Raw genomic sequence first — 21,373 nt, 5'->3', positions numbered from 1 at the left:
GATGGCTGCACTTAGACATCAACGTAACTTACCTAGCACCTTTAGTTTAGTGATCTTTTTTATTATCTTGTTGATTGGTTGGAAAACAATACCTTCAGTTAAGGCCGAGAAAAATAACAGCCTAACCTTAACTGTTCAACCGACTAATTGCGTCGGTTGGGAACATGCGGCTCAGGCTACCACGATTGATTTATTAGGCAGTGACGGAAAAAAACAATTTTCTGAACAAAACTCGGCTGTCTTTTATAATCAACCAGCGGAACAGATAACTACAGCCAATCCAAGTATTGTGTGTTCTGACTTTGTTTGGCCTAGTAACATTCCTGATGGACAAACACTGGATAAAGTTGAGGTTATTTTTTCTCTCGCGCTTGATGGATATACGGACAATGAAGACGTTGTCTCATTATTTGTCCAAACAACTGACAACACTTGGCTACCATTGGATTCTTTCGCCTTCGTTGAGGATAATGATAATGCGAAACATGGTGGGTATTGGACATATCCCTTAACCCTAGATGCAAATAATATTCAAACCACGTTGTCTCAACTAAAAATCAAAGTTGCATATGATGCGGTGCCCACAGACCAATCCACACAAGCGTTGCTGGATGGTGTGGCAGTACAGTTAGAGTTTCAACGTCCTGAAAAACCATCACTTGACGAAGCAATCACACTACCCGCTCCCGATTTTGAACAAGGCCAAACACCTAGTGTTACTGTAGCGGGTATTAAAGATGAGGATTTTTGGGGAAAACTAGGTTTTACTACTGAGCAACGCACAGTTGAACAAATTGAACTGATTGATCCGGATGGTCAGACTATAACTCCTGAATATGACTTACAGAATACAACCAAGGATGGTTACTCAAATGCCGAGTATAAACTCAGAACAAATAACTTTACTAAACCAGGAAAATATACTTTTTCAATCACTGTCGATGAAAATGGAAAAACAACCACTATCACCCGTGACTTTAGTTGGGGAGTATTAACCATCAACGTTAATCAAGGAACCTTCGCCCCCGATGATCAAGCCTTTATTCAAATGGGAGTGTTGGACGAAACTGGTCACACATTATGTGATGCCGAACTGGACTTAATTATCACTTCTCCGCTTGGAACAGCTACCACTCTATCTACCAATGATGGCAGTATTACCTACAGCAGTGAATGTGCCGGCGACACGGTGGTAGAACTGCCAGATTATTATACCTATTTTGATAACGGTTCCGAAACTGGGCGGTTTGAACTGCAATTAACGGCCACCACCGCCAATGGCGAATACGAGATTAGTGATTATTATGATGTCGAAAAGGCTCCAGAGTTTGAAGTTGAACGAGTTGGTCCAACTAGAATTTGGCCAATGGCACCCTACACTATGGAGTTTAGCGTAACACCCAGAGCGAATTTTGTCGGTACCGTCCAGGAATCTTTTCCAGAGGATTTTGTCATCTCTAATCAAGGTGACGGTGCCATGAGTCGTGGAACCATCACCTGGGATGTGAATTGGACAGCAGGTGAAACCTACGAGCTAAGCTATACCTTTGACGCCCCTGACATCAGTCCAGAACTCTATTTACTTGGCCCATTAGTATTGTTAGTCACAGACAACACTGTGTGGGAAGAGGATAGAGCATGGCAAATTGCATCGGATACGCCTGATGGTACAGGCATATTAGTGTATGACGAAGATGGTGCCAATAATACCACTCCTCACTATCGCACCTGGAGCACAACGGATTTAAGCGCTGAAAGTCAACTACAAGACGACGAAACCGCGAGTGATGATACGAATCACACTATTATTGAATCAGCACCAAATCGAAATGAATATACGATGGGGCGGCTGAATGCCTCTGGTCATTTAGATGTCCAGATCTATAATGGTCCGACTTCGGCGTGGATTAATGGCACTAACGCACCGACCAACGGAGATTTTGAAACTGGTATTGGCACCACGAATGATGTTTACCGCGGCTTTGATATTGCTTATGAAAGTGATACGGGTGATGCCATTGTAGTTTACGAAAATAGTTCCACAGGTGACGGGGCACTTAAATATCAAACTTGGGATGGCGCTAGTTGGTCTGGTGAATCTTCAATTGACTATTCCGGTGTCGACCAAGGTAATGATGTTGCGCGCTGGGTGGAGTGCGAATCAGATCCTGGGACAGATAATATTTTGTGCGGCTGGCGGGAAGGGACCAATCTTGGTGTGTATGGCGCACGCTGGGATGGGTCAGCCTGGCAGGACATCGCTCAGATCAATGCGGAAAATGGCCTCTCCACACGCCAAGATTTTGACGTTGCTTGGGAAGGTTCCTCTGGTGAGGGTATGATTGTGTATGGCGATGTCACTGCAGCGCCGTTTATTGACGCTTCAACCTACACCGTGGGCAGCGGTTGGTCGGACACTACTGGCATGACAGATCCTGGGGCTGCTGTGCAGTGGTTACGGATCGCGGACAGCCCAAATAACGACTATATTGCCGTGATTGTGCAGGACACTGCCTCTACCAATACGGCTGACATGAATGTGGACATGTGGAACGGTTCAGATTGGACAACCATTACACAGCCTACCACCATGGACGTTGACATTAACAGTAATGGCTTTGCCCAGGGGATAGATGTGGAATGGGAGCAAGGTGGTGGGGATCGAGCCTTGTTTGCTTGGCGTGACGGGACTACATCTGAAACAGCACTACGTTGGATGGTATTTGATGTGTCGGCCGGGCAATTCCAGACCATAGACGATGCTTCACTCTGTTTGTTAACTGAAGGCGGAGCCGGTACCACTGAACAAGTCACCAACTTATCAGCGGCAGAAGATTCGAATGGGCCGTGTTCAGGTTTGGGGGTTTGGGCTGACGTTCCGTCGGGTATTGATCTTTCTCCAGATCCATCATCAGACAAAATCATGCTCAATGCGGAAGACCTTACACTGGATTTAGTACCTGAATCCCAACTGTGGAATGGTGCTTCCACCGGCACTTGGTTAACCCAAACAGCCACCATGGGAGCTTGGGAAGCAGATTTGTCTACCGGTGCGACGCTTACCACATCATTGCCGACCAAGCCATATGACTTTGCCTTTCGGGCTTCTAACACCGCCAATGTCAACGTGTTAGGTACACAAACCTCTTCTGTCACTATTAACACAACGGGTAATTCCATGGGTGGAGCCTTCTCCATCAACGAGTCACTTGCCACTGCCAACATTACCAGTATCATGATTACTGAGTATGGCACGGTGGATGCTCAAGCTGATTTGGATAACATCAAACTCTATTACGAGCCGGACACCAGCGCTCCTTATAATTGTTCGAGTGAATCATTTGCCGGTACAGAAACGCAATACGGCTCTACTGATACCGATGGGTTCAGTAGTGCTGATGGCACATCAACCTTCACTGGTTCTGTCGCAATCACACCGACCTCTACCATGTGTGTCTATGTAGTGCTAGATATCACATCTGGGGCCTCGGCTGGTGAAACCGTTGAATTAGAAATTACCACCCCATCAACGGATGTAGCAGTATCCACTGGAGGCATCGGCCCAGCTTACGATCGAGAAATTTCAGGAGCTACTACATTAGTAGCACCCACCGTCACCGTTTCAGGAACATGTGATGCGTTCGACCAATCTACTGACTGTACAGATATCGGTACAATTAAAGTAGCAGTGGATGGCAGTGTGCAAGCGCAAGAAGATACTGTGATTGCTGGTACATGGGAAGTCACTGGTGTCACAGTTACCACCGGTCAAATCGTAACGGTATGGGTTGATGCGGCTGCTAGTATGTCCGATCGATCCGGGGCAGTGGCGAAATACGATGGCAGTGGTGACATGACGAACATCCCTTTGTTTAAGGAACACCTCACTATTGGTAGTGTCGATGGTCAAACTATCACCAATGGCGATGTTGGTGTCTATGACAATTCAGTTGCTATCGGCGATGACGATGTGTTTTGGGATGTCAGTGTCGATAACGATCTAACGGTGGATGCGGAAGCACAATCTAGTCAGGAAGAATTATACATTGATGATGGCGATACCTTCCAACCGGCTTCTGCTGGCGGCGGTGATGTGACTTCCACTCACATCGAAATCGGCGATACTGCGACGACTGGCGTTGGCAATTGGACTGCAAATAACAACAGCATCACCGTGTCCGGAGATTTTATTGTGGCGGGTTCCGCGGCATACACTGCTACCACCGGCGGTATTATTACATTCAACAGCACGTCGGCCGCTCAAACATTTACGACGGGCGCTGAGACCTACCAAGATATTACACTTAATAACACCGGCAGTGCTGGTGCAACAGATGATCTGAACGTTGATGGCAATCTGGATGTGAACGGTACTTTTACCATCACGGACGGTGACTTGGATTTGGCCGTGCTCGACCCGAATGTAACTACGACCGGTAACGTAACTATCGGCGCCAGTGGCTTGGTCACTAAAGCCGATAACGGAACCGCTACCTGGACATTTGACGGCGGAGCAGCTAATTGGTCTGATGCTTCATCTGGGCAAGATATTGGCTTAGTTTCCATCAATGGTGCACCATCAACAGTGACATTAACAGGGAATGCTCGAGCAACGAAGGTTGATGTCACAACGGGTGACACATTAGCACTAGGATCATCTGGCTATACCCTTACCCTGACTGGTTCTGGGCAAGGTGCTTCTCGTCCATTTATTGTCTCCGGCACCTTAAACGAGGGAACAAACTCAACTGTGGATTTCATTGGTAACGCAGCCACGGATATTCAACTTGAATCCTATTGGAATTTGAGCGTACGGCCGAGCGGCGCGGTCACTTTTCATGCCAACGGTGGTGGAACGTTTTCAGTATTGGGTAATTTGGTGGTCGGTGATAGTGCCACGGCCGGTATTTTTAATTTAGACACAAATGATCCAACCTTTGATGTGAATGGTAATATCACTATTTCAGCCGCTGCCACTCTGATTGCATCTGGTACTGGAACATTTAATGTAGGTGGTAACTGGGATAACAATGCGACGTTTACGCATTCCAGTGGAACTGTCATTTTTGATGCGGCCGATACTGATAACACGATAGAGTGCGGAACCTCTTCATTTAGTAGTGTGACCTTTATTGGCAGCGATGGTAGTGGCACCTGGACTATGCAAACAGATAATTGTACAGCTGCCGGTACTATTAATGTTGATACCAGCGACATTCTTACCATCACCACGGTCATGCTGACACACAGCGGAGTTACACTGACTTTGAATGGGACAATTTCTGGTACCGGCACATTGCGCATCCTTAATACCTCAAGTGGTCCTGGAGCGGTTGGTACCTTGTCATCTGTGGTGAGATACGATGCTAGTACCGCCAGCATAGCTAATACTACCTTTGATGCACGAACATACGGCGGGGCAGTTGAACTCTACGCTAATAATGGAGCAGCCAAATCCATCACAGCCGCGGCTGGGAATTATATCTTTTCCTCAACGCTTACAACTGCCGCCGGTGGAGCCGGAGAGGTAACGACTGATTTAAGTGCAGCGACCGGAACTACGGCAGTTGCTAGCGACCTGACGATAGGTGCAACAACTGTGTTTAGCGCTCCGGCCACATTGAATCTTAGCGGGAATTACACCAATAATGGAACTTTCACGGACAATTCTGGAACTGTATCTCTGGTTGGTGGTAGCCAACAAACTATGGCCGGGACTATGACTGGCACCTCTGATTTTAATGCTTTGACTATTACGAATAATTCTGGTATTGACCCTGATGCTTCTCCTTCTGTTATTTTTTCTACTGCGGCCACCACGGCCGGTACCTTTACCGCAACCGAAGCGAATGTAAAAATTCGTTTCAATGCTACCTCCACCTATACACTGACCAATATTATGTTTGATGGGTTGGACATCTCATCCAGAGTATTTCTACGCTCTTCTTCCACCGGATCAGCTTGGCTGCTTGCGGCCACTGGCACACGGTCTGTTTCCAATACCAATGTCAAGGATTCTAACGCAACCCTTTCCGGAGCAGTGATTGACGCGACTAATGGGACAAACTATTGCGATTCTGGTAACACGAATTGGACCTGTACCGCGGGAGTTGCCATTACAGGATTTATCCGCGGCACAAACGAATCCACAGTCTACGATTGTAACGCCGATCCATTAACTATTCATGTATCAGTAAACGGCGGAGCTAATGCAGATGGCAGCTGTTCTGCAGATACTGGTGCATATACGGTAACAGCTACTACACCAGCAGCCGGGCAACCAGTTGTCGTATTTATTGATAGCGGAGAAACGCCCGATGGCACAACCATTACACTGGCAGCTGATGGATCTGCTATTAGTAATTTGGATATTTACCGCGACCGAGTTGTGCTGACACACGAAAGCGCTGGACCCATCACTAATGCGAACTTAATCACCGCCGATAATGGTGACGCTGGTATTCTTTATGGGATGACTGGAAGCAATATAGCTGTTGATTCCGGCATGGAATTACATATTAAAGATAGTAAATCATATGATCCGGGTGGCACGGTTACTACTACTAGTGCAAATATGCATGTGGATGATAATGCTACGGCTTATCTAGATACCGCAACAAATACCATTGCCGGAGATCTTTTGGTGGATGGCGGTGCCACGCTTAACATTGATGCAGACACTGCTGTAACCGGTGGAGATATTACAACAGCTGGAACGTCGGCTATCGTCACAAAATCTGCCGGTACACCTACTGTGACCATGACCGGAACAGGTTCGATTGGCGGCGGGACTACACCAACTCTGAATTTTTATAACTTAATCATTGGTACTGCTAGTTCTGCTGCCACAACTCTATCAAATAGTACTTCTGTGACAAACACGCTGAACGTCGATACAGGTGATTCGTTGGCCTTAAGTTCAGGTGTTGTACTTACGCACAGTGGTGCAACATTAATCTTGAATGGTACCATTTCTGGGGCTGGGAAACTGACGTATCAAAGCCCAACCAACTTCCCTACCACTGGCACCATCTCCGCTGTGTTACGTTTTGATTCAGTCAATAATAGCCAAGCTATGGGTGCTCGAACATACGGTGGTGCAGTAGAAATTTATAACAGTAGCGGAGTCGCTCGGGCGGTAACCGCGGCTGCAGGGACACTGAACTTTTCATCTACCCTTGATCTCTCTCGCTCCGGAGCTGGTACGGAAACTTTAGAACTTAACGTTAGTGATCCTACTACCACCATTGCCGGTGCGCTCACCATAGGAGCTGGCACCACCCTATCCGCGAACAGTACAAACCAGTTGAATATCAATGGAAATTACACAAATTCTGGAACCTTCACCGATAACTCTAGTACAGTCACCCTAGCTGGAGGTTCACAACAAACTCTCGATGGTACAATGACTGGTAGCTCTGATTTTAATAATCTAACCATCACCAATACATCAGGCACTGATCCAGACGTATCACCATCTGTCATTTTTTCTGCCTCGGCCACTACAGCCGGTAACTTCACGGCAACGACGGCCAGTACTAAACTTCGTTTTCTAGCTGGGGGAACATACACATTCCAAAACGTCTCTTTCAACGGACAGACCATTACTACCCGCGTAGCCTTACGTAGCTCTATCGCCGCGACAGATTGGAACCTAAACGTTGTTGGTACTCGTTCAATATATAATACTGATGTCAAAGATTCTGATGCTTGTGGACAAGCACCCAACATAGATGGTACGGCTGTTTCTAATCTTAATTCTACAGGAAACACCTGTTGGAATTTTGAATCTCTTACATTCGCCATCAGCGACACTACGGTTGGTTTTGGCGATCTGACCACGTCCAACGCCCGGTTTGCCACTGGAGATTTAGTCGGTTTTGACACTACCCCAACCGTTGCTCATACTTTCACCATCTTTAGTAGTGCCGCCAGTGGGTATGTTATAACATATCTTGGCACTACACTCACCAATACCGATTTAGACACCATTAGTGCTGCCACGGTTACAAATGATACGGATGGTTCACCGAACAGTGAACAGTTTGCCTTTGGTATCACTACGAATGGTGATGGTTCTATCGTTGCCGATTATAATGCTACGGGTGGTGCACCTGAATATAAATTCGTCGCTGGAGCAACTACTCCGTTCTTTAGTGAGCTTGGTACTACCACAACAGAAACCATCAGCGCTTACTATCTAGCCAACATTGCTTCCACCACCGAACCCGGCACCTACACCACTGATATTACCTACATTATGACTGGTACTTTCTAAATGGCCTCTAACAAGCTTTGCATCAATTAATTACTCTGTATTAATCTAACATTTGTAATTTGTGCTTTACTTAAGCCCCTATTATTATTTTTCACAAAAAAACTAACAACAATATCTTCACCTTGATTTATTTTAGCAATTTTATGCAAATTGTAATCTAGTTGCTGCCAACCATGTTTTTTGGGATTGTATGCAATATCTTTCCGCCAACTACGATCAATCCCTTTACCGGTTACAATAATGCTAAATAAATCACTTTTATAGTGTTTCCCAGACGTATTGAAGAATTTTAATTTAAATTTTAATTTCAGTTTGTGTTTACTAAGTTTAACAATTTGAGAAATTGAATCGGTTGTATTAACATGACCAAAGCGGAAATAATGCGAAACTGCTCTGTACTTATTTAAGTCTGTCGGAATTCTTTCGCGAATACAAGTATCAGGATTTCTTTGACATTTTCCAGAAATCACCCAATATCTCATTGATTTAAAGTTACCATTATGCAATAAATTCTTTGCTTGTGTAATTGTCGGTACAATGGTCAACAACAAAATACTTGTGAATAAAACTTGTTTTATTATTTTTTTCTTTACCATATAAATATAATATTATTATAACATGGTAAAGCATGTGAGTAAAACCTATTACTTTTTCCGTTCAGGAAAAAATGGTACAAAACAAATCACTCCTAATATTGCACCAACGGCGTTACTAACCAGATCTAACCACGTATCATTCACCGTTCTGGAAAAAACTAGATATAAAGTTTCGTACCAATAATTTTGCAAATAAAACTCAGCGTTTTCGTTAAATGTTCCTAATGTGATGGTGATTAAAAAACTAAACACGGCAAACTGTAAACGGTTAATTTTCACCGCGGAATCTTTCGCGGCCAAAAAACAAATCAACAGACCGATAAACCCACCCCCAATGGAATGTTGAAAACGATTACCCAGTGCTTCATTTGGAATTAAATTGCTGATGATAATTGCAGTACTACTGCTGGCCATTATTATCAGTATAGAAGACAGCTTGGTTTTAATATTATGCCGTTTGGCTTTTTCGAAAAAAATAGAAAAACCATAAACCAACCCCAGGTAGACTACGCCCTCACCAATTATGAGTAATAATAAATACATGCAGACCAGTATACTCGTTCACCGTTAAAGTGTATACTCAATGCCTATGCCTATTACCTCTGCTAAATTCATTCAAGGAATTGTCGGCACTACTGAAATATTGGATGATGCTGTGCCGCAAGTGGCTTTCATTGGCCGATCTAATGCTGGTAAATCTACTATTATTAACTCTTTAACCCATAATAAAAAATTAGCGCGTGTTAGCCGAACACCGGGCAGAACTCAAGAAATTAATTTATTTTTGATCAATAAAAAGATTTACTTTTTAGATTTACCTGGTTATGGCTATGCCAAAGTGTCAAAAAAAGATCAGGTCTGGTTACAGAAATTAATTAACTGGCATTTGTTCAAAGGCCCATACATTCAAAAAAAAGTGGTCTTAATTATTGACGCCTACCTTGGGCCGACTGATTTAGATTTGGAAATGCTGGCCCGCTTAGACGAACATGATAAAGATGTGGTTGTGATCGCGAACAAAATTGATAAAATTAGACAACCTGATTTTGCCCAACAAATGGCCAACCTGCGCGCACAGTTACCGGGTCATTTAATTATTCCTTACTCATCAAAAACTAAAACTGGAGTGAATGATTTATTGAAAGAAATTTTGGCCGAGCCAGTAGCCTAATGTTATCGTCCAACGCGCCGCTACACCGAATAGAATCATCTCTCCTACACCCAGTATCAAACCAGTGGTGAACCGTAAATCGTTAGTACTGGTTCTAAGATTAAGTAATTGCGTACCACCATCCAGCAGTGCTGGGATTAATAAAATCAACCCAACCCACCACGGTAAAGTAAAAATAATAATTACCAGAAGACCAAATAGGTACCCAAGCCAGACACCGGTGCAGCGCGCACAGACCGGAAATTGTTTACCTTTATAGAAAAATGATCTGTTCTGTAACCGATGACAATGCCAAAAATACTGTAACACTCCAAAACTAATAGTTAAAATTGCTCATCATTGAACCGATCATACCAAAAGCCAAAAGTAAGGCAAAAATAGCAAAACCAATGGCACCGGTGACGAGTGTCACTATGAGGATATTCTTGGCAGTTTTTGGTTTCTCTTTATGCCACACAGCGTATAAAATAATACCAATGGCTGATGATAATAAAGTTGGACAGGCATAACAAACTTGCCCGCAACAAATATTACCAACCCCAATTCCTACACCAATCGCCGCTTGACTCCCGCCGGATAATTCGCCGGTGGTAGTGGCAGTCGCTTCATTAATGACAGCACCGGTTTTAACTTCTGGTTTTACCTCGGGTTGTTCTACTGTGTTCGTGGTTGGGTTTGGTTGCAAGTTGGTTGGAGTTTGATCCATAAAAATAACGAGAATTAAGAATTAAGAATAGTGGTACTGTAATAGAAGTGGGAGAAAAGGTCAAATAGAGGATCGCTGATGTGTATCTATGCAAGAAGCTTACGAATCTCTGGTAGTTTTTTCTCAGCCGCGGCTCGACCACTCTCAATCATATCGCGCACAGGATGATTAGTGAAATATTTTTTCCAAGCCACATGGCCAATCTCAGCAATTTGCGGTTGGATCAAAACATCCGTATGAGTAGTAGTACAAACAGATAAATTTTTTCTAATTATAATCATACTGCGCCAAGCGGTATCGCGCCAAGTTGGCTTATAGTGTTCCACCTGTGGTGACATTTTATAATCTTCTAGATCAACACTGATCACAATATCAGCCCCCATCTCTCTGACCACCCGATCGGGTATCGGATAACTTAACCAACCATCGACTAGCCAACGGCCATCGAAGTGAAAGGGTTGTAAAAATAATGGAATAGAAATACTAGCGCGCACGGCTGGAATTAACAGCCCGGACTTAAATATCACCGGATCACCCGTTAACAAATCTGTGGCCACCACCGCTAATGGTATACTGGCATCAGCAAACTCCTCTACTCCCAACCATTTTTTTAGAAATCGTTCCACTTTTACCCCTTTCACAAAACCTCCTCGCCAGGTTGGTTCAAGCAGCGAAAAGAATTTATCTCTTCTATAACCCAAAGATAATTTCTCCAGTGCCGCCACATCTTGATGGATAGCAAAATGAGAGGCCATAAATGAACCAACGCTGGTACCGGCAATATAATCTATGGGAATATTGTTTTCTAACAAAACTTGTAATACTCCAACGTGTGCCATACCACGAACTCCGCCACCGCCTAAGGCTAATCCAATTGTTTTGCGTTGTTGCATAATGAGCAGTATAGCATATAATCATGCTCATAACTTCATTATGAAAATATATCAGAGAATCTATCTCCCAATTTTCTTTTCGAAGGCGGAAATGTTTGTCCAGGTTTTTAGACCAGTATCCGGTGTAACCGAAATGGTATCAATACCTTGTTCGACTAAAAATTCTGCAATCTCAGGAAAATCTGATGGGGCTTGACCACAGATACCAATTTTTTTACCAGCGGCATGAACAGATTTAATCGCCTGACCCAACAGTATTTTCACAGCTGGATTACGCTCATCATAAATATGAGACACATAGCCAGAATCTCGATCTAATCCTAATGTGAGTTGAGTAAGATCATTTGAGCCAATGGAGAAGCCATCAAAAATTTTAATGAATTCATCAGCTAAAATCACATTAGATGGAATCTCACACATCATATAAACTTCTAAACCATTCTCCCCTTGTTTTAGTCCATTCTCTTCCATTACTTTAATTACTTTACGACCTTCTTCTGGTGTACGGCAGAATGGGATCATTAACTTCATATTGGTTAAACCCATCTCATTGCGCACGCGTTTCATAGCTTGACATTCTAAGGCAAAAGCATCTTTATACTCAGCCGAGTAATAACGTGATGCGCCGCGCCAACCGATCATGGGATTTTCTTCGTGCGGTTCGAATTGTTTACCACCTACTAAGTTGGCATACTCGTTCGACTTAAAATCAGATAAACGAACAATCACTTGATTTGGATAGTAAGCTGCAGCAATGCGACCAACCCCGGTAGCTAAAAGATCCACAAAGAAATCTGATTTCACTTTGTATAACCGTGTTAATTCGGCAATTTCAGTTTTAACGGTTTCATCTTTTAGTTCATCAAAATGTAATAAAGCTAAAGGATGAACTTTAATGGCATTTAAAATAATCATTTCTAACCGGGCTAAGCCAACCCCTCGATTTGGGATCATACAAAAATCAAAGGCGCGTGATGGATCGCCCACAATTTGCATAATGTCAGTTTTGGGTGGAGTAATCACACCAAGATCAGTGCGCTTAACCTCAAATGGTACTAAGCCCTCATAGACATAACCACGTTCGCCTTCCGCACAAGACACGGTCACGGCTTGCCCAGTAGTTAATGTAGTAGTAGCTTTTTTGGTACCAACGACGCAAGGAATACCTAATTCACGTGATACAATCGCCGCATGTGACGTGCGACCACCGGAGTTGGTCACAATAGCCGAGGCAATCTTCATAATCGGCTCCCAATCTGGATCGGTGATTTCTGTCACTAATACTTCGCCGGCTTTGAAATCGTGAATGTGACTGGTATCCTTCAAAACCCGTACGCTCCCTTGACCAATTTTGGAACCGACTGACACCCCTTCCACTAAAGTCTTACCCTTACCTTTCATCAAATATTCTTCGAGAATTTTTACATCACCTTGCGAGTGTACAGTTTCAGGGCGAGCTTGCACGATATACAACTTGCCGTTGATACCGTCTTTAGCCCATTCCATGTCCATCGGTTTTTGGTAATGTTGCTCAATCAAACATGCCCAATAAGCCAACTGTAAAACTTCATCATCGGTTAACACGAACTTTTTGCGATCTTCTTCAGATACTGGCACTTCACGCACCGGTGAATTGCCTTCCACACTATAAATCATCTTATCTTCCTTGTGCCCACGTGATTTACCAACAATCGGACGATATTTGAAAGTGATTTGTTCACCGGAGACTTTAACACCATCGAGTAAGGTGGGTTTAAACACATAGTACTCATCCGGTTCAACTTTACCTTGCACGACCATTTCACCTAAACCATAAGCGGCGTTGATCAAAACGGCATTTTTAAAACCAGATTCAGTATCGATCGAGAACATCACACCAGAACCAGCTTCATCCGAGCGCACCATTTTTTGCACACCCACTGACAACGAGACATTAAAATGATCATAGCCTTTATCCGCCCGATAAGAAATAGCCCGATTGGTAAACAATGAGGCCATACACCGTTTGGTGGCATCGATGACATCATGCGCGCCACGAATATTCAAAAAAGTTTCTTGCTGTCCGGCAAACGAGGCATCCGGCAGATCTTCCGCTGTGGCTGAACTGCGCACCGCTACATCCATCTCAGCACCGTTATTTTCTAAGCGGCACAATTCAATGTAACTAGTTTCAATCTCAGTTTTTAAATCTTCTGGTAATTCGGCAGCCATGATTGTTTCACGCACACGGTGACCATGATCTTGCAGATTTTTTAAATCATGAGTATTGAGAGTTTGTAGAATATCATAAATTTTTTTCTTCACGCCAGATTTTTCAACAAAATACTCGTAGGCTTCGGCCGTAATGGCATACCCATTAGGCACCCGCACCCCTTGACTGGCTAATTTTTGATACATTTCACCGAGCGAAGCATTCTTGCCTCCGACCACGGGAACGTCTTGGATAGTTAGTTCTTTGAACCAAAGGATAAGTTTCATGGCGCGTATTGTACAGGGTTGCCGTAAAAAGGGCAACATGAATATTAATCATCGATGTTTACCCCCCTAACCCCCTTGCAGGGGGCTAAGAAAAGATTTTTTTCTAACCTTTTTATCTTATCCCCCTGCAAAGGGGACAGAGGGGGTAAAGTTATTTCACCTGGTGCAATTTGACCAAATTCAAACCGCCGGATTTGGCCACGGGTTGACCGGTTACCAACACGATAAAATCACCGGTTTTGACTACTTTGGCTTTTTTCAACGCTGTGGTGGTGAGTTTAATCAATTGATCTAAACTATGGCAGGTTGGAATTAATATTGTATCCACTCCCCAACTTAAGGCTAACTGGTGCTTGGTGGCAGCATTATTGGTTAATGTAATCACTTGTTTGGCAGGGCGATGGCGCGCGATCATGCGGGCGGCGTGACCAGATAACGAATGCACCACAATAGCACGCACGCGTGGTTGTTCAGCTAAATCATCGGCTACAACCGAAATAGCATCTTCTACAGTTTGGTCATGTAGCGCTAAAAAGTGTAACGGTACATCGTCATATTTCGACCGCTCGGTTTCACTAATAATATCTGACATCATGGCCACCGCTTCGACTGGATATTTACCAAAAGCCGATTCACCGGACAACATCACGGCATCAGTGTGATCGATTACCGCATTGGCGACATCGGATACTTCGGCACGCGTTGGGCGTGGGTTTAAAATCATTGATTCCAACATTTGGGTGGCGACAATCACTGGCTTGCCGACCAACATACATTGTTGAATGATACTTTTTTGGGCTAACGGTACGTCGGCTGGACGAATTTCAATACCCAAATCACCACGTGCTACCATAATACCATCAGATTCGTTTAATATTTCCTTAAAATTATCTAAGGCTTCTTTGCGTTCTATTTTAGAAATAATCCGCACCGGATGTTTACCAATTAATTTTCGTAGCGCCCGGACATTACTGGCGTCTTTTACAAAGGACAGAGCGACATAATCAACGTCTTGTGATAAACCAAACTTCAGATCTTCCCGATCTTTATCGGTAATGACATCAGCTTCAATGCTAACACCGGGCAAATTAATCCCTTTATGCGAAAAAATAAAACCGGGTTTCACTACTGTCCCGTAAATAAATTTGTCTTTAATATGTTTAACTTGAATATCAATTAAACCATCGTTGATTAATATATGTTTACCCGGTTTAGTAAATTTATATAATTGTTCATAACCTAATGGGATGATTTTTTCTTTACCAGTTATTAGTAATTTGTAATTGATAAATGATTGCGGAATAAACACCACTGGTTCACCGCGCGTTAATTCAATGCCATCACGGTGCACTTCCCCTACCCGAATACGCGGACCTTGCAGATCTTGCATGATAGCAATGGTTTTACCCACTTGTTTAGCTGCCGCACGAATGTTGGCAATTAAAACTTTATGACTATCATACGTGCCATGCGAAAAATTCAGCCGCGCGACATCCATGCCCGCTTGCAGCATTTTAATTAAGACTGGTTTGCTCTCCGAGGCCGGGCCAATGGTGCAAACAATTTTGGTTCGTTTCATAGACATCATTATATACGATTAACAATAAAAACAGTAGAGACATGCCATGGCATGTCTCTACTGTTTTTACATTGGGGGATATGGAGCCTCTTCTACTCATTCACCCGTTCCATGTATTCCCCGGTTTCGGTATTGATGCGAATCACTTCACCTTCTTTAATGAACATTGGTACGGCCACTTCATAGCCGGTTTCTAATTTCACTTTTTTTGTGATATTACCAGCGGTATCACCTTTCACTCCAGGCGGAGCTTCGACGACACGCAAATTTACTTTCGGTGGTAAAGAAATGGTCACTGGTTTATCGTTGAAATTCATCACATCAAGATCTTCACCTTCTTTAACATAATTACCGATATCACCCACTTGCTCTTTGGTAAAAGCAAATTGTTCGTAATTATCATTATCCATGAAATTGAAATTATCACCTTCACGATACATGAATTGAGCGCGACCACGCCGCATGTCGGCCTCGGCAATTTTATCACCGGGCTTGAAAGTTTTTTCTAATACTTGACCGGTAATCAAATGACGTAATTTAGTGCGCATCACTGGCTTACGTTGCGCCGTACGCATGAAATCTGACCAGACTACTTGATAAGGCGTATTATCAAGGTTAATCATAACACCGACTTTTAGATCATTCATCGTCAACATACTAGAGACGGGTAAATGGTAAGAGGGCCATGGTGCGCGATCGTTTTATCGCTGTGGCTAATTTACGTTGCATCCGAGCATGCGCTCCGGTCCGATTACCGGCCAAAATCCGGAAGTAATTCGACATCACTAAACGGAGCATCTCAACATTTTTATAATCGATCTCATCGTAGTTTAGCGATTCTAAGGCTTTAACATAGAACCGATTGCGTTTACCGGTACGAGGTTGTGGTTGTCTGGAATGTGATTTATTGGTTGGTTTCATAAGTATTATTAAAAAGGAATATCCTCAATACGAATTTCTTCGTCTGAATTATTAACGGTTGGCGCAGGAACGTCTCCTGCCACAGGCGCGGGAGATGAGGGAGATGCGGGAGATGCGGGAGATGAGGGAGATGAGGGAGATGTTGGAGTTGTTCGAGTTGTTGGAGTTGATGAGTTCTTGCCGTCAAGCATAATCATATTGTCTAACACGATTTCGGTACGATATTTTTTAACGCCTTGTGGGTCATCCCAGGAGCGCGTTTCTAAACGACCTTCGATGTAGATCTTCATACCTTTTTTAACATAGGTTTGAATAATCTCGGCTAATTTTCTCCAAGCCACGATGTTGTGAAATTCACCCTTTTCCTGGCGGTTACCTTGAGCATCTTTCCATTGCCGATTTGTGGCCATGGAAAAGCTGGCCACCATTTGACCAGATTGGATGGTGCGTACCTCTGGGTCTTTGGTGACGCGACCGATTAACATAACTTTGTTGAGATCCATAAAGTTATAGGTTAGAGTTTTTTATCTAAGTCAGTATCTTCCAGAATGGCATCGAGTTTTTTATCCAATTCTTCGATGGAAACTTTTTGATCGATGGCCTCAACTTCTTCAACATGCTTACTGGAAGTGGATTTGGCAAATTCCATCTCGGCCTCACTCAAGGCAGTAGCACTGGTTTGTTCAGATTTCACAGCCGCTACAACCACTTCCGGTTGTGGGCGTTGCTTTTTATACTGTTCCCCCGCTACCATGGTTTTAATTTGTTCAGCTGTCATTGGTTTGCACTTGGTGATAATAAAACGCAATACTAAGTTTTCTAAACGAATCTTAGCATCGAGTGCTTTAATCACACTGGGTTCGGCATCAAACTGCATGACATGATAGTAACCGTAGCCTTCCTTATTAATTGGATAAGCTAAGCGACGACGCTCCATATCAAACTCACTGGTAATGGCAGCACCAGCCGCTTGTACCAGCTCGGTAACTTTTACCTTACTGGCGGGTACCTGACCTAATTCAATCGAACCAGGTAGGATATACATTATTTCGTAATGTTGGGTCATGAAATATTGGTTAGGTCTCACTCATTATGCTAAACCCTATGTGCGGGAGCATAATATGGATAAAGAGTGGGACACTTAATTAGTGGGAGTAGAATAGCAAAGGGGTTAGTGGGTGTCAATACTGTTATGGCTCAATGATAGGTGTCTCTCTTGAATGACTTTGTACAGGCTGAGCAATATTCCATTTGTTATTCAAATCTGCCCTCTGTTGTTCTGTAAGATCAGGTCGCATGAACTGATCAATGGTGACTGGTGTAGCCATTAAACGACGATCAGCGTAATATTTTCTTTTGGCTAGAATTTTGTAAGCAAATTGGGCATTACTTTGACCGTTGTTTGATTCTATGACATCAAATGAATTAGAACCACGCTGAATAGTTAACTGATTTGAACCAACATAATCGTACGGCTGGAGAAATACTTCCATTGTATGTTGATCATCAACTGTAATAGTTTGAGCAAAAAGTGGATCTATCGTGATGTGCGCTTTCCCATTAATAAGCTGACCTTCACCATAATCGGAGAACCATATGCCGGCTGATTCTTCAACGTATAATTCAGTTGGCCCTTGTGAATCTGTATAAACCACAGCTGACTTAGTACCCGTTGCTGCCGTCGACCCAGCAGAATAAACTCCATAGGCTCCAGCATCACCAGATTTTGTTTCACCTTGTACACCATCAGCTGTACCACTCTTACCAAGAGAAACACCGCGCACGCCAGCAGAATTATGATCTGTAGTGTAGGTATCACCCCACACACCATAGTTTGAACCTGATGTAGCAGTAGCATCACCATACACACCAACTGTTGCATCACTATGACTAGAATCGTGACCCCCTTGCGTTAAGGTACGACCAAAGACACCAAGCGCATCACCTCCTTCACCGGAGTTATCTGCTAAACCTTGAACACCAACAGCACTACCGCTACCAGTACTAGTAGAATCGGTTAAACCAAAGATACCTACGGCATTTCCCGTGGTTGCCCAATTTGATCCATTGATGGCATTAGTTGCGGAGTCAGTTAAACTCACTTTCAATAAATCTTCTGGCGTAGTGTCACCAATTCCAACATAGCCATTTCCATCAATTGTCAAAGCTGTATGTTCTCCAGAAGTATCCTTTGAAATAATTCTAGTTTGACCCTGATAATTATCAATGTAAGAATATTTATACGAAGCCGCTCCTTCCAATCGTATTTCTCCACCTTCATTAGTTGTATCCACTGACCCAAGGGTTAATGATGAAGCACTTGGACTAGTCACTTCCGCTGCTGTACTAACCGCAGCGGTAGAACCGTCATCGTTAAATAAAGAATTACCCAAACTGGCACTACTGCTGCCACTACTGCCACCACCACCTAAAGATGTCCATTTTGATAGACTATTTACTGTTCCTGAGCCACTAACACCCGAGGAACTACTACTAGTATCCCCCACACAGGCACCAGTACTATTGCAAATGGTTCCAGAAGCAAGAATATTCCCCTGCACATCTAATTTTTCTGATGGTGAAGTTGTACCAATACCAACGTTGCCATCAGCTGTGATGGTGGTTTTACCGACTCCGCCAATATCGAAGACTAATTTACCACCACCATGACCAGAGGCGTCATTGGTAGAACGAATTAACCAATCTTTGCCACCTGTCCCAGTATTACTTAGAGCTAAAGTTGTTTCACTAGTACTACCAGATAATCCAGCTGCCGATCCTGAAATTATTCCAGAAGCAAGAATATTCCCCTGCACATCTAATTTTTCTGATGGTGTGGCTGTACCAATACCAACATTACCATCGGTAGTAATATGAAAACGCGAAGCTGATTTTGTAACATCATAAATTCCAAAACCAGATGTGACTACATTAGGACCAACATACCAATCATCACTGGCGTCACTGGTAATATACATTGCGTCATTACTGCCAGCAGCAATAGTTAATGGTTTTACAGGAGCACTGGTTGTGCCAATACCGAGAGATCCGACAATATTAAAAGTACCATTAATTTGGCTAGACATATCGCTCCTTAAAAACTGACTACTCGTTAATCCATCAAAATAATCTGCATCTAGACCAGAACTGACACCATCGTTAGCGGCTGTCCAGGCGGTGCCAAAAATTTTCTTAGGGTCAATAGCGGCCGCTGAATTGATATCAATATTTAAAATCGTACCATCGCTAATTTTTATACCAGTGACAGCATTATTTGTTAACTTGGCACTGGTTACACCGCCATCGGCTAAATCAATTGGACCAATACAACCCACACACACCACATCACTCGCCGTTATGGCTAAAGTTAAACTAGGCAACATAACCAGAGAAAGTATCATGACGCTTGATAAAAATGTTTTCATAAGGTTATTGGCCAGTGGTTGGAGCTGATGGATCAGCTGCTTGATTAGTTAAACAGGCGGTATTAATCAATTGCACTTGTTGATCAACGTCATAAACCGTAAATGATTTACAGGTTGTGGGACTGGCTTGTTCAATAACAGCTTGGATGGTGGCAGCTTTACCTTGAGCAAAGGCTTGAGTTGAGTAATGATCAACAAAATCTTGCCAGAGACGATAACTAATGTATCCAGCCGATACGAGTACATAGCAGATTAAAATGATAGTTACTATACGTTTTGAAGTCATACTAGTGCTTGTACACCTAATGATCTTTAGTTGTCAACCAGATAGTCTGCCCAAATCAGCTTGTACCATCAACTCAACCAACGCTTTAAAATCAACTTGCGGCTTCCAACCCAGAACTCGTTGCGCTTTTTCGGAAGCGCCAGACAAGTTAGGCAAATCAATTGGGCGATACAATGTTGGATCGGTTTGAACATATGATGTCCAATCTTGAATACCAATATACTGAAAAGCAATGTCTAAATATTCTCTAATTGTATGTACCGCACCTGTTGATAGCACAAAATCATCTGGTTCGGTTTGTTGGGCAATGCGCCACATGGCTTCTACATAATCACCGGCAAACCCCCAATCACGCTTACTTTCAATATTTCCTAAGACAATATGATCAGTTAAACCTAATTTTATCTTCGCCACACCCATAGAAATTTTACGTGTCACAAATTGTGGGCCACGTAACGGTGATTCATGACTAAATAAAATAGCATTAGCCACGAATAAATTGTAACTTTTTTTGTATATTTGACCCATCCAATACGCGTAAATTTTTGTCACAGCATATGGGTTAGTTGGTTGAAAGGGAGTTTCTTCGGTCTGTAAACCACCTTGATGTTGGGCACCAAACATTTCACTAGTGGCTGCATTGACCAGTTTTGTTTTGGGTGAATGCATCTTGATGGCATTTAATAAATATAACATACCGAGAGCATTAGTTTCAGTGTAGGCTTTAGGATCCGACCAGGATTGCCCGGGAGCTGATAAACCACCCAAGTGATATAACTCATCTGGTTTGTAATGTGAGATTACATCTTGAATAGCAGTCTCGTTCTGTAAATCACAATCAACATATTCAACTTGTTTAGTAATACCTAAATAGTTGTGATTAGATAAATCACTCGTAGTTCGTTTCGTACCAATCAACTGATAGCCTTTATGCAACAACAACTGTGCTAGATAACTACCATCTTGCCCGAGGACTCCTGTTATTAATGCAATTCTATTTACCATACTTCATTCCACTAGAATATATACTATATTATAAT

Annotated in this window: 16 protein-coding genes; 2 read left to right on the top strand and 14 right to left on the bottom strand. The window is 43.1% G+C overall.

Going from position 1 to position 21,373, the window contains the following annotated elements; translation table 11 throughout:
- Position 1 precedes the first annotated feature (1 nt).
- Positions 2-8,278 (top strand): hypothetical protein, encoded by an 8,277-nt coding sequence (locus WCV88_02405; protein MFA6475034.1) that lies wholly within the window; start codon positions 2-4, stop codon positions 8,276-8,278.
- Between the two features lie 26 nt (positions 8,279-8,304).
- Here the strand turns inward: WCV88_02405 and WCV88_02400 are convergent, their stop codons facing one another.
- Both WCV88_02400 and WCV88_02395 read right to left on the bottom strand, forming a co-directional pair.
- On the bottom strand, positions 8,305-8,874 hold the full coding sequence (locus tag WCV88_02400) for a hypothetical protein (GenBank protein ID MFA6475033.1): 570 nt from the start codon (positions 8,872-8,874) through the stop codon (positions 8,305-8,307).
- 48 nt (positions 8,875-8,922) lie between these two features.
- Positions 8,923-9,417 carry a hypothetical protein gene (locus tag WCV88_02395; protein MFA6475032.1) on the bottom strand — a complete coding sequence of 165 codons (495 nt, stop codon included), beginning with the start codon at positions 9,415-9,417 and terminating at the stop codon, positions 8,923-8,925.
- A 46-nt stretch (positions 9,418-9,463) separates the two neighbouring features.
- On the opposite strand from WCV88_02395, the gene yihA reads away from it, so the two are divergent.
- A complete protein-coding gene (gene yihA, locus WCV88_02390) occupies positions 9,464-10,045 on the top strand; it encodes a ribosome biogenesis GTP-binding protein YihA/YsxC (protein MFA6475031.1) in 582 nt (193 codons plus the stop codon).
- On the opposite strand, the gene WCV88_02385 is transcribed toward yihA, so the two are convergent.
- The 12 genes from WCV88_02385 to WCV88_02330 form a co-directional block, all read right to left on the bottom strand.
- Positions 10,010-10,354 carry a DUF2085 domain-containing protein gene (locus tag WCV88_02385; protein ID MFA6475030.1) on the bottom strand — a complete coding sequence of 115 codons (345 nt, stop codon included), beginning with the start codon at positions 10,352-10,354 and terminating at the stop codon, positions 10,010-10,012. The two genes, yihA and WCV88_02385, sit on opposite strands and share 36 nt — an antisense overlap.
- A 7-nt stretch (positions 10,355-10,361) precedes the next feature.
- Positions 10,362-10,751 (bottom strand): hypothetical protein, encoded by a 390-nt coding sequence (locus WCV88_02380; protein ID MFA6475029.1) that lies wholly within the window; start codon positions 10,749-10,751, stop codon positions 10,362-10,364.
- A gap of 86 nt (positions 10,752-10,837) precedes the next feature.
- Positions 10,838-11,644, bottom strand: a complete 807-nt coding sequence (locus WCV88_02375) for a patatin-like phospholipase family protein (protein ID MFA6475028.1) — start codon at positions 11,642-11,644, stop codon at positions 10,838-10,840.
- Between the two features lie 60 nt (positions 11,645-11,704).
- Positions 11,705-14,122, bottom strand: coding sequence for a phosphoenolpyruvate synthase (ppsA, locus tag WCV88_02370; GenBank protein ID MFA6475027.1), 2,418 nt, complete (start codon positions 14,120-14,122; stop codon positions 11,705-11,707).
- Positions 14,123-14,273: 151 nt separating this feature from the next.
- Complete coding sequence (gene pyk, locus WCV88_02365; protein ID MFA6475026.1) at positions 14,274-15,701, bottom strand: pyruvate kinase; 1,428 nt, start codon at positions 15,699-15,701, stop codon at positions 14,274-14,276.
- A 92-nt stretch (positions 15,702-15,793) separates the two neighbouring features.
- Entirely contained in the window at positions 15,794-16,348 is a 555-nt protein-coding gene (gene efp, locus WCV88_02360) for an elongation factor P (GenBank protein MFA6475025.1), read from the bottom strand.
- 10 nt (positions 16,349-16,358) lie between these two features.
- Positions 16,359-16,622 carry a 30S ribosomal protein S18 gene (gene rpsR / locus WCV88_02355; protein ID MFA6475024.1) on the bottom strand — a complete coding sequence of 88 codons (264 nt, stop codon included), beginning with the start codon at positions 16,620-16,622 and terminating at the stop codon, positions 16,359-16,361.
- A gap of 8 nt (positions 16,623-16,630) precedes the next feature.
- Positions 16,631-17,125, bottom strand: coding sequence for a single-stranded DNA-binding protein (ssb, locus tag WCV88_02350; protein MFA6475023.1), 495 nt, complete (start codon positions 17,123-17,125; stop codon positions 16,631-16,633).
- A gap of 11 nt (positions 17,126-17,136) precedes the next feature.
- On the bottom strand, positions 17,137-17,688 hold the full coding sequence (gene rpsF, locus WCV88_02345) for a 30S ribosomal protein S6 (protein ID MFA6475022.1): 552 nt from the start codon (positions 17,686-17,688) through the stop codon (positions 17,137-17,139).
- Between the two features lie 124 nt (positions 17,689-17,812).
- Entirely contained in the window at positions 17,813-20,047 is a 2,235-nt protein-coding gene (locus WCV88_02340) for a hypothetical protein (protein ID MFA6475021.1), read from the bottom strand.
- 4 nt (positions 20,048-20,051) lie between these two features.
- Positions 20,052-20,333 (bottom strand): hypothetical protein, encoded by a 282-nt coding sequence (locus WCV88_02335; protein MFA6475020.1) that lies wholly within the window; start codon positions 20,331-20,333, stop codon positions 20,052-20,054.
- Positions 20,334-20,366: 33 nt separating this feature from the next.
- Entirely contained in the window at positions 20,367-21,338 is a 972-nt protein-coding gene (locus WCV88_02330; protein ID MFA6475019.1) for a GDP-mannose 4,6-dehydratase, read from the bottom strand.
- Positions 21,339-21,373 lie beyond the last annotated feature (35 nt).

Source organism: Patescibacteria group bacterium (genome assembly GCA_041665365.1).
GTDB lineage: Bacteria > Patescibacteriota > Patescibacteriia > UBA9570 > UBA9570 > UBA9570.
Note: the sequence above shows the minus strand (reverse complement) of the source record. Positions and strands in the feature narration are given on the sequence as shown.

Bases quoted from the DNA above. Each gene is read 5' to 3' on its own strand.
- WCV88_02405 (MFA6475034.1), top strand. From the start codon at position 2: ATGGCTGCACTTAGACATCAACGTAACTTACCTAGCACCTTTAGTTTA.
- WCV88_02395 (MFA6475032.1), bottom strand. From the start codon at position 9,417: ATGTATTTATTATTACTCATAATTGGTGAGGGCGTAGTCTACCTGGGG.
- pyk (MFA6475026.1), bottom strand. From the start codon at position 15,701: ATGAAACGAACCAAAATTGTTTGCACCATTGGCCCGGCCTCGGAGAGC.
- WCV88_02375 (MFA6475028.1), bottom strand. From the start codon at position 11,644: ATGCAACAACGCAAAACAATTGGATTAGCCTTAGGCGGTGGCGGAGTT.
- WCV88_02335 (MFA6475020.1), bottom strand. From the start codon at position 20,333: ATGACTTCAAAACGTATAGTAACTATCATTTTAATCTGCTATGTACTC.
- ssb (MFA6475023.1), bottom strand. From the start codon at position 17,125: ATGGATCTCAACAAAGTTATGTTAATCGGTCGCGTCACCAAAGACCCA.
- yihA (MFA6475031.1), top strand. From the start codon at position 9,464: ATGCCTATTACCTCTGCTAAATTCATTCAAGGAATTGTCGGCACTACT.
- ppsA (MFA6475027.1), bottom strand. From the start codon at position 14,122: ATGAAACTTATCCTTTGGTTCAAAGAACTAACTATCCAAGACGTTCCC.
- WCV88_02340 (MFA6475021.1), bottom strand. From the start codon at position 20,047: ATGAAAACATTTTTATCAAGCGTCATGATACTTTCTCTGGTTATGTTG.
- WCV88_02380 (MFA6475029.1), bottom strand. From the start codon at position 10,751: ATGGATCAAACTCCAACCAACTTGCAACCAAACCCAACCACGAACACA.
- rpsF (MFA6475022.1), bottom strand. From the start codon at position 17,688: ATGACCCAACATTACGAAATAATGTATATCCTACCTGGTTCGATTGAA.
- efp (MFA6475025.1), bottom strand. From the start codon at position 16,348: ATGAATGATCTAAAAGTCGGTGTTATGATTAACCTTGATAATACGCCT.
- rpsR (MFA6475024.1), bottom strand. From the start codon at position 16,622: ATGAAACCAACCAATAAATCACATTCCAGACAACCACAACCTCGTACC.
- WCV88_02400 (MFA6475033.1), bottom strand. From the start codon at position 8,874: ATGGTAAAGAAAAAAATAATAAAACAAGTTTTATTCACAAGTATTTTG.
- WCV88_02330 (MFA6475019.1), bottom strand. From the start codon at position 21,338: ATGGTAAATAGAATTGCATTAATAACAGGAGTCCTCGGGCAAGATGGT.